This is a genomic window from Nocardiopsis sp. TRM 82005, assembly GCF_056312425.1.
Genome location: NZ_JBWDTQ010000015.1, coordinates 29,599 through 42,010, shown reverse-complemented (window position 1 = coordinate 42,010; position 12,412 = coordinate 29,599). Strand labels below are relative to the sequence as shown.

The 12,412-nt window shown below is 70.1% G+C and carries 11 protein-coding genes; 1 reads left to right on the top strand and 10 read right to left on the bottom strand.

What is annotated here, in order from left to right; all coding sequences use genetic code 11:
- Window positions 1-9 precede the first annotated feature (9 nt).
- The 9 genes from AC0T5L_RS11705 to AC0T5L_RS11665 all read right to left on the bottom strand — a co-directional run bounded on the left by AC0T5L_RS11705 (window position 10) and on the right by AC0T5L_RS11665 (window position 9,773).
- A complete protein-coding gene (locus AC0T5L_RS11705; RefSeq protein ID WP_476165459.1) occupies window positions 10-987 on the bottom strand; it encodes an oxygenase MpaB family protein in 978 nt (325 codons plus the stop codon).
- Window positions 988-1,239: 252 nt separating this feature from the next.
- Window positions 1,240-1,821 carry a GTP-binding protein gene (locus AC0T5L_RS11700; protein ID WP_476165458.1) on the bottom strand — a complete coding sequence of 194 codons (582 nt, stop codon included), beginning with the start codon at window positions 1,819-1,821 and terminating at the stop codon, window positions 1,240-1,242.
- On the bottom strand, window positions 1,802-2,242 hold the full coding sequence (locus AC0T5L_RS11695; RefSeq protein ID WP_476165457.1) for a DUF742 domain-containing protein: 441 nt from the start codon (window positions 2,240-2,242) through the stop codon (window positions 1,802-1,804). Before AC0T5L_RS11695 ends, AC0T5L_RS11700 begins: the two co-directional genes overlap by 20 nt.
- 8 nt (window positions 2,243-2,250) lie before the next feature.
- Window positions 2,251-2,706, bottom strand: a complete 456-nt coding sequence (locus tag AC0T5L_RS11690; protein ID WP_476165456.1) for a roadblock/LC7 domain-containing protein — start codon at window positions 2,704-2,706, stop codon at window positions 2,251-2,253.
- Window positions 2,707-2,708: 2 nt separating this feature from the next.
- Window positions 2,709-5,285, bottom strand: coding sequence for a sensor histidine kinase (locus tag AC0T5L_RS11685; RefSeq protein WP_476165455.1), 2,577 nt, complete (start codon window positions 5,283-5,285; stop codon window positions 2,709-2,711).
- A 531-nt stretch (window positions 5,286-5,816) separates the two neighbouring features.
- Entirely contained in the window at window positions 5,817-6,212 is a 396-nt protein-coding gene (locus tag AC0T5L_RS11680; RefSeq protein ID WP_476165454.1) for a DUF3592 domain-containing protein, read from the bottom strand.
- A gap of 37 nt (window positions 6,213-6,249) precedes the next feature.
- Window positions 6,250-6,894, bottom strand: a complete 645-nt coding sequence (locus tag AC0T5L_RS11675; RefSeq protein ID WP_476165453.1) for a TetR/AcrR family transcriptional regulator — start codon at window positions 6,892-6,894, stop codon at window positions 6,250-6,252.
- Window positions 6,895-6,946: 52 nt separating this feature from the next.
- Window positions 6,947-9,052: a YhgE/Pip family protein gene (locus AC0T5L_RS11670; RefSeq protein ID WP_476165452.1), complete on the bottom strand. Its 2,106-nt coding sequence runs from the start codon at window positions 9,050-9,052 to the stop codon at window positions 6,947-6,949.
- The gene (locus tag AC0T5L_RS11665) at window positions 9,039-9,773 is read right to left on the bottom strand and encodes an ATP-binding cassette domain-containing protein (RefSeq protein ID WP_476165451.1); all 735 of its coding nucleotides are present in this window, start codon (window positions 9,771-9,773) and stop codon (window positions 9,039-9,041) included. The genes AC0T5L_RS11670 and AC0T5L_RS11665 overlap by 14 nt, the downstream gene beginning before the upstream one ends.
- Before the next feature lie 180 nt (window positions 9,774-9,953).
- Between AC0T5L_RS11665 and AC0T5L_RS11660 the strand changes: the two genes are divergently transcribed.
- A complete protein-coding gene (locus AC0T5L_RS11660; protein ID WP_476165450.1) occupies window positions 9,954-10,724 on the top strand; it encodes an endonuclease V in 771 nt (256 codons plus the stop codon).
- A gap of 203 nt (window positions 10,725-10,927) precedes the next feature.
- Here the strand turns inward: AC0T5L_RS11660 and AC0T5L_RS11655 are convergent, their stop codons facing one another.
- Window positions 10,928-12,367, bottom strand: coding sequence for a GuaB1 family IMP dehydrogenase-related protein (locus tag AC0T5L_RS11655; RefSeq protein WP_476165449.1), 1,440 nt, complete (start codon window positions 12,365-12,367; stop codon window positions 10,928-10,930).
- Window positions 12,368-12,412: the final 45 nt, after the last annotated feature.

Genomic DNA, 12,412 nt, shown 5'->3' with positions numbered 1-12,412 from the left:
AGCTGGGGGTTACTTCTCCGCGGTCCCGATGCCCGTCGGGGAGTCCGTGGACGGTGCCACCGCCTGGTCGGGCGCGGGCACGCGGGCGCCCGTGGCGGCGACCTCCTGGGTGGCCAGGTCGTGCGGGACGGGGCAGCCCTTGGGGAAGGTGCCGATCCGGTTGACGTCGTAGCCCTGCGGGTAGCTGCGGATGTTGGGGCTCTGCCGGGCCCAGCGCGGCTCCTGGCGTGGCGGCATCAGCCGCACCACCCGGGCCCGCAGCCTCATCGCGGTGTCGCTGATCCTGCGCCAGGCCGCCGAGGGCTCGGGGTAGTCGAAGGCTCGGATGAGCCGGTCATCGAGCAGCGCCTTGGTGAAGGGGCGCACCAGCGGCCGCTGCCAGGCCGGGTAGAAGTCCACCATCAGGCCGAGGGTGGCGTCGGAGACCGCGCGGCCGCCTTCGGTGTAGGCGAAGTAATCGCGCTCGTAGGAGTCGAGGAGGTCCCGGAACTGTTCGTAGGTTTCGGGGATGTCCTTGATCCCCATGTACTTGCCGAGTTTGCGGTAGTAGTTGGTGATGGCGCTGATCTCGTGTTCGCTCAGTCTGCGCCAGCCGTATCCGTAGTCGTTGAGCCAGCGCACGGGCATGACCACGAACGTGCTGAGTACGTACCGGTAGTCGTCGTTGCTGATGTCGTAGGAGCGGTGCATCTGGTTCATCCGGCGCAGCGCGTCGCGGCCGCGTCCGGGACCGAAACCATGCTCCATGATGTCGTTGAGGATCAGCGCGGTGTCGTCGTAGCGGTGCTGCGTGCGCTCGGTGAACTCGTTGGTCCTGCCGAGCAGCTCGCCGATGCTGGGCACGGCGTAGGTGCGGTACAGAGCCAGGCCCAGGGCCTGCTCGATGTCCCAGGGGAACTCATGGCTGCCGAGGACGCGTGTGATCTGCTCACAGTCGTCCTCGGCGTCCAGGGCATGGATCCGGTCGCGCCACTCGAACCGCTTCATGGAGAACTCCAGTCACCTTCGTGCGGGCCCGCCCCGGACGGGTCCAGGGGCTGCGGGTGGGATGCCCGGCGGCGTCCCACGGGGCGTACTTTACCTGGAAGCCCCTTGTGTACAGCGATTCCGTGGCTCAAAGTTCGTCCGGAACCCCGGGCCTTGTCCGAAATGTTCCTTTTTTCGCAATTCCGTGTTCGTGGTCGCGCGGAAAGAGGGGGTCCGGGGCAAAAGCCCCGAACCCCCTCCAGCGCACACGCCTCAGGCGGCCACCTGCTCGGCCACCCGGTTGATCAGCGTCACCAGCACGTCCTTGGACGACTCGCGTTCCCGCACGTCGCACAACGCCACCGGAATCGTCGGATTCAGGCTCAGCGCGTCGCGGACCTCGTCGACCTCGTAGGTGTGGGCACCCTCGAAGCAGTTCACCGCCACCACGAAGGGCACGCCCCTCCGCTCGAAGAAGTCCACCGCCGCGAAGCACGTCTCCAGGCGGCGGGTGTCGGCGATGACCACCGCGCCCAGAGCGCCCTCCGACAGCTCCTCCCACATGAACCAGAACCGCTCCTGCCCGGGCGTGCCGAACAGGTACAGCACCAGGCCGGAGTTGATGGTGATACGGCCGAAGTCCAGCGCCACGGTGGTGGTCGTCTTGGCCTCCACCCCGGACAGGTCGTCGACCCCGTAGCTGGCCTCGGTCATCACCTCCTCGGTGCTCAACGGAGCGATCTCGCTGACCGATCCGACCAGTGTGGTCTTACCGGCTCCGAAACCCCCGGCCACCAGAATCTTCAGCGCCGCCGGGACGGGCGCCTGTGTGTCGTCAGAGTCGTTGGATGCCATCGAGAACCGCCTGGAGTACGTCCCGGCTCACCGGGCTCTTCGCTGTGTAGGGGGCGCGGGCCAACGCGAGGCCGCGGTTGAGGAGGTCGCTCAGCAGGACCTTGACCACGGCCACCGGGATGTCCAGGTGCGCGGACACCTCGGCGACCGACTGGGGGCGGCGGCACAGCTCCAGGATGCGGAGCTGCTCCGGCTCCAGCGCCATCTCGTCGACCTCGGCCCGCTTGGCCGCGATCACCACGCTGATCATGTCCAGCTGGACGGTGTCCGCGTGGTCGCGGCCCTGCGCGATCACGTACGGGCGTACGAGCGGTCCGGCGTCCTGCGCTCCGGACGCGCCCTCGTCGTATCCGCCGACCGCGTCGCGCTGCGGCAGGCCGTGCGGTATCCCGTCGGGTGGCAACTCGTTGTGCGCTTGCATACCGTCCCCTAACGCGTGGCTTCCCCGGAGTCGCCCTCATGCCTGGGCGCGGCGTTCAGATAACGGCCCACCTGCTCGACCAGGACGTTCATCTCGTAGGCGATGAGACCGACATCGGAGCTTTCCTCGGCCAGCACCGCCAGGCACGCGCCCCGACCGGCACCGGTGACGAACAGGTACGCGCTCTCCATCTCCACCACGGTCTGGAGGACCTCGCCGCCGCCGAAGTGGCGCCCGGTGCCCCGGGCCAGGCTCTGGAACGCGGACGCCACCGCGGACAGGTGCTCGGCGTCCTCCTTGCCCAGCTCCTGGGAGCGTCCGATCAGGAGGCCGTCGGCGGACAGCACGATCGCGTGCCGTGAGCCCACCGCGCGGTCGAGCAGTTCGTCCAGCAGCCAGTCGATGTCCTTCTTGCCCGCGCCGTTTCCACTGTCACGCTGGGCGCTTTCGGGAGTACTCGTCACGGTTACGCGTCCTTGTCGGTGTCGTTGGTCTGCTGCTTGCCTTCGCGCCGTCCGCGGTCGGTCCCCTTCTGGAACGCGGACATGTTCTGGCGTAGGCGCGCCAGCCGCTCCTTGCTGTCCGGGGCCGGACCCGATCCGGACGCGCCACCCGCCGCGGGTCCGCTCTGGGTGTCGGCCCCGGGGTCTGTCGCCAGCTGCGGCGCCAGGCTCTCCTGGGGGCGTCGCTTGGGCAGCGGCGGGCGTCCCCCGCCGGCCTGGACCGTGGCGGGCGGCTCGGTGCCGGAGCCGGCAACAGGGCTGGGAACGGCGCTGATGGTCGGGGTACGGGTGGGGAGAGGGGGCCGGTCGGTGTCCTCGGAACCGGACGCCGGGGAGGCAGGACCACGGTCCGTGTCCAGGAGGTCGTCGCCACCGTCGGCCCTGGAGCCCTCGGGACCAGGCGTTGGGCGTTCTTCGACCTCCTTCTCGGTCACGGTGTTCTCGTCCGGTGCGGACACCGGGGTCAGTACGGGCCTGCTGCCGCCCGCGGGCTTCGGCCCGTCGGGTGAGCGGTCGAGGATCTCGCGCACCTCCCACACGTCCTCGCCGCCGTCCTCGGAGGAGAGGAGCGAGGCGCGGTCGCCGGAGATCAGCTCGTGCGGCAGCAGGACGATCGCTTGCACGCCCCCGTACGGCGACGAGCGCAGGTGCACACGGATGCCGTGGCGGTGAGCCAGGTGCGAGACCACGAACAGGCCGAGGCGCATCTTCTCGTTGAGGCGCATCACGTCGAACTTGGGCGGGCTGGCCAGCAGCTCGTTCGCCGAGGCTAGTTCGCCCTCGGTCATGCCCAGGCCGCGGTCCTCGATCTCGATCGTCACGCCGTTGGGGACGTCATCGCTGCTCAGGCGCACCTGTGTGTGCGGCGGAGAGAACATCGCGGCGTTGTCGACCAGTTCGGCGACCAGGTGGATGACGTCGGCGACGGCCGGACCGTTGAGGTGGACGCGGGCGATCCGCTCACGCTTGACCCGGGTGTAGTCGCCGGACTCGGAGATGGCGCCGCGAAGCACGTCGATCAGCGGCATCGGGCGGTGCCAGGTGCGGCCCGGCGCCTCGCCGCCGAGGATGAGCAGGTTCTCGGCGTTGCGGCGCGAGCGGGTGGCCAGGTGGTCGAGCTTGAACAGCTGGGCCAGCTGTTCGGGGTTCTCCTGCTCGCGCTCCATCCGGTCCAGCAGGCGCAGCTGGCGGTGGACCAGCGTCTGGCTGCGGTGCGCGATGTTGAGGAACACGCGGTTGACGCCCTGGCGCAGCTCGGTCTGCTGCACAGCCTCCTGGACGGCGGAGCGCTGGGCGGTGTTGAACGCCCTGGCGACGTCGCCGATCTCGTCCTGGTCGGCGGCCAGGTTCGGCAGGGCGGTCTCGGTGTCCACGCGCTCGCCCTCGTGCAGGCGGCGCATGATTTCGGGCAGGCGCTGGTCGGCCAGGTCGTTGGAGTCGTCGCGCAGGCGCAGCAGGCGCTCGGTGAGTACGCGCGAGGAGCGGCGCGCCAGCAGGAACGCGACCAGGATGACGGCGGCGACGCCGAGACTGCCGGCGACGGCGACCAGTACGGCCTGGTTGGCGCCCTCACGGGTCAACCCGGCCGAGTGCAGGGCCTCGTCGGCGCCGATGGCGGTGAGTTCGGCGAGCACGTGGTCGTAGGCCTCGGACCACTCCGCGGAGTCCACCGGCATGGACCGGTCCTCGACCTCGCTGGGAATCCGGGTGACCGGGTCGATGACCGTCTCAGTAGTGATCTGCCGGTCGATGATCTCCTGCTGCATCTCCTGTAGCCGCTGGTACTCGGGGCTTGCGAGCAGCGCTTCGTAGCGCTCTTCCTGGCCCTCGCCCCCCAGGTAGTGGGCGTTGGCCTCGAGGAGGCTCTCGTAGGAGCCGACCAGCTCGGTGAACTGGCGCTGGTCCTCCAGGTTCAGCTCGTCGTTGGCGAAGGCCCGGGCGATCTGGGCGTCGGTCTGCGCGAACAGGTCCACGGTGCGGAACATGTAGGTCGCGGTGAAGCCCGGGCTGACCGAGGCCCCGGTGTTGCCCTCGCGGGCCTGGCTGTCGAAGCTGTCGGCGCCGTGCAGGACCAGTTCGTTGTAGTAGTCGAGGATGTCGTCCCGGGACGCCTCGCCCGCGTCGACCGACTCGCGCAGCTCGTCGAGATCGCCGTACTGCATGTGCAGCATCTCGATGTGGCGGCCGCTCTCCTCGGGGGCGAGGTCGGCGAAGCCGATCAGCTCGTCGACGACCACACCCATGGAGCCGTCGGTGCGCTCGCGCGCGTCGGCCAGCTCCTCCTCGAGTCCGGTGTCCTCGGGGTGCTCGATGTAGGCGATCGTGTGCGACCGCTCCTGCATCACGTCCACGAGGCCGATGGCCGCGGGGGTGACCAGGTCGTTCGTGGCTTTGGAACGTATCAGCTGTATGACCGCGTCACCGGTGAGGGCGAAGGTGAGGATCAGCCAGAGCACCACCAGGGCGGTGGTGGGGATCATGACCATTGCGCGGATACGGGCGGTGATGGTCCGCCCGCGTCGTTTGGGTACTGCCTGCACGGTTCTCCTGTCGATCCGCGTCTGAAGTCTTGTCGGGGGTGCGGTACGGGGCCGCGGTCGCCGGGTGCCGGGGCCCGGCACCTCTCGGCCCGCATGCGCGGCCTCCCGTCCCGTGGGGCGGCGTCCGTCGGGGTTCTCGACGCGGGACGTACCGCAGGGTAACCACAAACACGGCATTTCGGCGTGGGGATCGTATCTCGCCGATGAAACGCTGAAATATCCGGGTGGTGGAGGCAGTCTGCCACGAAGGGCGAGAATGTCCACTTGTTAGGTGGATGGTAGGGGTGTTCTCTTCTGTTAACCATTGCGACAATAGGGTAAAGGTCACATATGGCGAAGCGGGGGGAGTCGTCCCACTCTGCGCGACCGCTGCCGTCGGGTCCGCTCAGGCGCGTGACCGGGGAGAGGGGCATCGGCGTTCGGCCCGCACACCGCCGTGGAGCGTACTGGCGTTTCCGCCCGGGACCGAACGCGGCGATCCTGCCGTGGGACGGGGGAGCGCATCGGGCCAGCCGATCGCCGGCCGGCCCGTCAGTACCACTCCAGGTAGCCCAGGAACGATCCCGTAAGCATCAGGACCGCGCCCAGCCCTCCGAACAGCCCGCGCACCCAGTGCGACAGCCACGGCGCGGATACGATCCGGGCCAGCGCGGGCCGGTCGGGATCGTAGGCGACGGTCACGATCTCTCCGGCGCGGGAGGCGGTCCACCCGGTGTTCTCGTGCTCGGCGTGCACCTCCTCGCCGTCCTCGGTACGGAACTGCACGATCATGCGCGAGGCCGTGGAGGTCTCGTTGTAGCCGATCACCCGGGCCTTGGCGCGCATCCCGCGACGGACCAGCCGCAGTTCGAGGCGGGTGTCGCGTGCCACCACCAAGAGGATGACCACCCCGGTGACCAGGGGTAGCAGGGGGTAGAGATTGACCATCGCGGGGGCGTCCTCTCAGACGTTCTCGAGTTCTGATTCAGTACGGGGACGCCGGGGGACGGACCAGGCCGTCGGCCATGAGGGCCAGCGCTGCGTGGATCTCCTCGACCGGACGCTCGGGCTGGAGCGTGCGCCAGTCCAGGGCCACCGTCACCACCATGCCGAACAACGCCGATCCCGCAAGACCCGTGTCCATGCCCGGCCGCAGCATGCCGTCCTCGGCCAGTTCGTCCAACAGGCCGCTGATGACCCCGATCGCCTCGGTACGGATCTGGCGGACCGTGGCGTACCAGGCCCGGTTGGTGCGCCAGGCCTCGGCCATGAGCAGCCGGGCCAGGGACTCGTGCTCGCCGATGAACACCACCCCGGCGCGCAGCACGGCCGCGAGCGCCTCGCGGGGCGGGGCGCCGGCCTCCGGGGCGGGGACCGCATCCTTCAGCGTGTCGGCCAACCGGGCCACACCCCACTCCATCAGGGCCGCGTACAGCTCACCCTTACCACCGAAGTTGTAGTAGACGGTGCCCTTGGCGACCCCCGCGCGCTCGGCGATCTCGTCGACGGTCGTGGCGCCGTACCCCTGTTCGGAGATCAGCGTGACCGCCGCCTCGAACAGGCGGCGCCGGGTGGTCTCTCGTCGACCGCTCACCGGCTGGTCGGGGGTGTTGGCGCTCATCCGCCCCATTCTGCCCGGATCCGGGCCGGTGCGCCATGTCCGGACGCCCCGTCGTCCGTCCTCACAGCGCCAGCGCCGGGTGGAGCGCGCCCATCGTCCACACGCGCTTGCGCTCCACGGTCCACCAGGTGAGCACCAGCGGTACCAACAGCCACAGGGACATGACGCCAAACGCCGACCACACCAGAGCCATGTCACCGCCGCCGATCAGCTGGCGCAGCGCGCCCACGGCCCAGTGCAGCGGCAGGAAGGGGCCGATGGTCTGGAAGAACGCCGGACTGGTCTCGATGGGGTACGTGCCGCCGGCCGAGGTCAGCTGGAGCACCAGCAGCGCCAGCGCGACCACGCGGCCCGCCGCGCCGAACCGCACGTTCAGGTACTGCACGGTCGCGGCGAAGGCGGCGGCGGTCAGCGCCAGGAACGCGATCAGCAGCGGCCAGTTCCATACCTCCAGGCCCAGCAGCAGGTGCAGGGCGGCCATCATGACCAGTACCTGGCCCACGCCGAGCAGCAGCGGGACTATCCGGCCGGCGAGCGCGACCCGCCAGGAGGGGGCGGAGGAGGCCAGGGCGCGCGAGGACAGCGGCGGCAGCACCATGAACACCACCATGGTGCCCACCCACAGCGACAGCGGCACGAAGAAGGGCGCGAACCCGGTCCCGTAGTCGGGTGCCTCGTTGGAGACCGCGCTGTCCAGCCGGACGGGCTGGCTCATCGTCTCCGAGGCGTCGGCGCGTCCCTGGTCGGAGTAGGAGGGGACCTGTTCCACGCCCTCACCGAGTCCCTCGGCGAGTTCGTCGGAACCCGTCGCCAGCTCACCCAGCCCCTCGTTCAGGTCACCGGCGCCGCCGCTGAGCTCCGCCAGCCCTCCGTCGAGTTCACCGGCGCCCTCGGTCGCGTCCTCCAGACCGTCGCGCAGCTGCGCCGAGCCCGCGGCGAGATCGGCCAGGCCCTCGTCGAGTTCGTCGACCTTGTCGCGGGCGTCCTCGGCCTTGTCCACCATGTCGGGCAGGTCCTCCGAGAGCGCTGCCGCCTCCTCGCTCAGCGCGGCGGCGTCCTCGGCGACCGACCCGATGCCGTCCCGGTTGTCCTCGACGAACCCCGCCATCGACAGAGCGGTGTCCATGGACCCCTGTAGGTCGCTCAGCAGCGTGTGCAGCCGGGGATCCTCCGTCTCCAGGTCCGGGCGCTCCTCCAGGTGGGTCGCCAACCGCTCGTCCACCTCGACGAGCGTGTCGGTGTCGGCCTCCGGCAGTTCCGTCAGGGCGGTGGACAGGTCCCCGGTGGCCTCGGCGGCGGACTCGGCGTGCTCCTGCATGGTGGGGACGTCCTCCTCCAGCTGGGGGAGCCACTCGTCGGCCAGCTCGTCGAGCTCCTCCACCTGCTCCGAGACCTCCTCGGACGCGCTGTCGGCACCGCTGGCCAACTCCTGCGACCCGGTGTACAGCTCGTCCAGGCCTCCGCTCAGTTCCCCGGCGCCCGTGTGCGCCTCGCCGATGCCGGAGGAGAGCTCCCCGGACCCCTCCTCGGCGTCGTCGGCGCCGCCGGAGAGTTCGTCGGCGCCCTCCGCGGCCTCCTCGGTGCGGTCGTGGATCTCGTTGAACCCCAAGAAGATCTCGTCCAGGTAGCCGCTGACCGCCGACGCCGCTGCGGCGTCGCGGACCTCCCTGAACGCGCTCCCGGCCAGCTGGCGGACGACGAAGCTGTTGGAGTCGTTGTAGTGCGCCTCCAGGGTCGCCGGTGCCGGGGACTCCCGGTCGCGGGAGGGTGAGGTCAGGTCGGCGCTGAAACCAGGGGGGATGGTGAGGGAGACGTAGTAGGTGCCGTCACCGACGCCGCGTGCGGCCTCCTCGGCGTCCACCAGGTGCCAGTCGAGGTCGCCGCCCTCCAGGAGGGTGTCGGTGAGTTCCTCCCCGGCGCCGACCTCCTGGCCGTCCACCTCCACCGGCTGGTCCTCGTTGACCAGGGCCACCGGCAGGTGCTCCATCCTGCCGAACGGGTCCCAGAACGACCACAGGTACATGCCGGAGTAGAGCAGTGGGACGAGCAGGAGCGCGGCCAGCGCCGCGGTGGGCAGCGGTGAGCGCAGGAAGGATCGCGCGGTCAGCAGCCCGGCCCGGGACACCGCGAGCGCTCTGGTCGGGAGAAGGCGCCTACGCCTGGTCATGGTGGCCACCCGCCTTCCCGGGGAGGGCCGGCCGGGTCCGGTCGGGGCGCTGCTCCTGGGGGGCCTGGGGCAGGGGGATCGGCCCCCGGTCGTCCGGCCCGGCGACCTCCTCCAACGCGTCGGCGTCGGCGCAGGCCGCGATCACCGTCAGCCCCTCCTCGGACAGCCGTTTGAGGGTGCGCCACATGGCGGCCTGGTGGTCGGTGCCCAGTCCGCCGTCGACGTCGTCGACGGCCAGTAGCCGGGGCTCGGCCAGCAGGGCCAGGGCCACCCCGAAGCGGCGCCGTTCGAGCATCGACAGGTCCCTGACCATCGTTCTCCGGTCGAGTTCGCCCAGGTCGGCGGCGTCCATGGCCTCGTCGGCGAGCCCACGTGAGGCGGGACCCGCGCGCAGCAGCAGCCCTTCGGAGAGGTGTTCGCGGACCCGGAGCCGCTCGTCCTGGTCGTTGACACCGTCCATCAGCCCGAGTGAGCTGATCCGGCGGACACCGCGGGCTCGCCGGGGCAGGGAGTGGCCGTCCACGTACAGGGTCCCCGCCGAGGGGCGCATCCGTCCGGTCAGGGTCAGCAGCAGGGCGCTGCGGCCGCCGCCGGAGTCGGCCTGGAAGGCGGTGAGCGTGCCCGGTCCGGCGGTGAACCCCACCTCCGTGTAGACGGGGCCCTCCCGGGTGGCGAGGGTGAGGCCCTCAGCCTGGACACGAGCTCCGGTGGCTCGGCGCATCCCTGGTCTCCTCTACTTTTTGAACTGACCAGTCAGTGCAAAACTGCGGACGCCACGGTACTGCTCCGAGCCGGTTGCTCCGGGAGCCGAATCCTGTGGGGTGGGCCACAGCGCGGCGTCCCGGTGCGGGGATGAGGTTGGATGGAGGCAGTGGACCACCGGACGAAGGGGAGGATCAGGGTGTCGGAGATCTCCGAACGGGTCGCACGGGTCCTGGACGACCCCGAGAACTGGCCCAGCGACCCGAAGGAGGCCGTCGCGCTCCAACGGCGCATGGCCGACCAGGCGCGTGAGGAACCGCTGGACGTGGACGCGGTGCGGTTGGTGGCCGGTCTGGACGTCAGCTACGCCAAGGACGACACGGCGCTCTCGGCGGCGGCCGTGGTGATGGACGTCCGGACGCTGGAGGTGGTCGAGTCCGTGGCCATCTCCTCCGAGCCGTCGTTCCCCTACATCTCGGGGCTGTTCGGGTTCCGTGAGTCCCCGCCGGTCCTGGAGGCGTTGGGCCAGCTCAAGGTGACCCCGGACGTGTACCTGTGTGACGGTTTCGGCCTGGCGCACCCGCGTCGCTTCGGGGTCGCCTCCCACCTGGGGGTCCTACTGGACCTGCCGGTGGTGGGATCGGCCAAGTCGGTGCTCTACGGCAAACACAGCGTGCCCGGGAACGAGCGGGGATCATGGACGCCCATGGTCGCCGGGCGCTCGGAGGTGGTCGCCGACTCCTTCGCGCTGGCCGAGCGGGGCGGTGAGGTCATCGGGCGCGTGCTGCGCACCCGCGTGGGCGTCAAACCCGTCTATGTGTCCGTCGGCCACCGCGTGGACCTGGAGGGCTCGGCCGAGCTCGTACTGAGGATGTCGCCCAAGTACCGGGTGCCCGAGCCGGTACGGCACGCCGACAAGCTGTGCGGCGAGCACCGCAAGGCGGTACTCGCCGCGAAGGAGGGCCATTAGGTCGTGTTTTTTGCATCATTTCGGGCTCGCGTCCACCGGGCTGCCTCTCGCTACGCCTCTGCGCTCGTGAAGCACGACCAGGCTGAACTTCGCACATCGTCTTGCGAGAGATGGCCCGGACGGCCGCTCACTGACCTGAAAGCCTTCTAAAAAACACTCCCCAGCCCCGACGCGAGCTTGCGAGCGCGTAAAGAGAACGGTCCCTACCAGCTGGTGGGGACCGGGCGCCCCTCGTTGTAGCCGGCGGCGCTCTGCACGCCCACCACGGCGCGCTCGCGGAACTCCGCCAGCGAGGTGGCGCCCGCGTAGGTCATCGAGCTGCGCACACCGGCGACGATCTGGTCGATCAGGTCCTCCACGCCGGGCCGCTCCGGGTCCAGGTACATGCGGCCAGTGGAGATGCCCTCCTCGAACAGGGCCTTTCGGGCCCGCTCGAAGGGGGAGTCCTCGGCCGTACGCAGCCGGACCGCGCGGGCTGACGCCATGCCGAAGCTCTCCTTGTACTGTCCGCCCTCGGCGTCGCGCATGACGTCGCCCGGCGACTCGTAGGTGCCCGCGAACCACGAGCCCACCATCACGTTGGACGCGCCCGCCGCCAGGGCCAGGGCCACGTCGCGCGGATGGCGCACGCCACCGTCCGCCCACACGTGCTTACCCAGCTCGTGTGCGGCCTCGGCGCACTCCAGCACGGCGGAGAACTGCGGGCGGCCCACAGCGGTCATCATGCGGGTCGTGCACATCGCGCCCGGGCCGACGCCGACCTTGACGATGTCGGCGCCCGCCTCGATCAGGTCGCGGGTGCCCTGCGCGGTGACGATGTTGCCCGCCACGATCGGCACCTTCGGCGCCAGCGAGCGCACCTTGGAGACCGCGGTGAGCATCTTCTCCTGGTGACCGTGTGCGGTGTCGATCACCAGTGTGTCCACACCGGCGGCCAGCAGCTCGGCGGCCTTGCCCACCACGTCGCCGTTGATGCCGACGGCGGCGGCCACGCGCAGGTTGTGGTCGGCGTCCACGGCGGGCGTGTACAGAGTGGAGCGCAGCGCGCCCGTGCGGGTGAGTACGCCCACCAGGGCGCCGTCCCCGTCCACGACCGGTGCCAGCCGGTGCCGGAAGTCGTGCAGCCTCCCGAACGCCTCGCGCGGCTTGGTGTCCGCCTGGATGGTCAGCAGCTCGGTGGACATCACGTCGCGCAGCTGTGCGAAGCGGTCGACGCCGACGCAGTCGGCCTCGGTGACCACACCGACGGGGCAGCGGCCCCCGTCGACCACGATCACGGCGTTGTGCGCACGCTTGGGCAGCAGGTTGAGCGCTTCGCCGACGGTGCTGGTGGGGTTGAGTGTGATGGCGGTGTCGTGGACCAGGTGCCGCTGCTTGGTCCAGGCGACGACGTCGGAGACCACCTCAATGGGGATGTCCTGCGGGATGACCGCGATTCCGCCGCGCCTGGCGACGGTCTCGGCCATCCTGCGTCCGGCGACCGCCGTCATGTTCGCCACCACCAGCGGGATGGTGGTGCCGGTGCCGTCCGACGACGACAGGTCCACACTGAGCCGGGAGCCCACGGCGCTGCGGCCCGGAACCATGAACACGTCGCTGTAGGTCAGGTCCTGCTGGGGTGCCTGGTCGTTCAGAAAACGCAATGCCTCATACCTCGGTCGAGACCGAAGGGGGTGGACCATCCGCTT

Bases quoted from the DNA above. Each gene is read 5' to 3' on its own strand.
- AC0T5L_RS11695 (WP_476165457.1), bottom strand. From the start codon at position 2,242: ATGCAAGCGCACAACGAGTTGCCACCCGACGGGATACCGCACGGCCTG.
- AC0T5L_RS11680 (WP_476165454.1), bottom strand. From the start codon at position 6,212: ATGGTCAATCTCTACCCCCTGCTACCCCTGGTCACCGGGGTGGTCATC.
- AC0T5L_RS11705 (WP_476165459.1), bottom strand. From the start codon at position 987: ATGAAGCGGTTCGAGTGGCGCGACCGGATCCATGCCCTGGACGCCGAG.
- AC0T5L_RS11700 (WP_476165458.1), bottom strand. From the start codon at position 1,821: ATGGCATCCAACGACTCTGACGACACACAGGCGCCCGTCCCGGCGGCG.
- AC0T5L_RS11675 (WP_476165453.1), bottom strand. From the start codon at position 6,894: ATGGGGCGGATGAGCGCCAACACCCCCGACCAGCCGGTGAGCGGTCGA.
- AC0T5L_RS11670 (WP_476165452.1), bottom strand. From the start codon at position 9,052: ATGACCAGGCGTAGGCGCCTTCTCCCGACCAGAGCGCTCGCGGTGTCC.
- AC0T5L_RS11665 (WP_476165451.1), bottom strand. From the start codon at position 9,773: ATGCGCCGAGCCACCGGAGCTCGTGTCCAGGCTGAGGGCCTCACCCTC.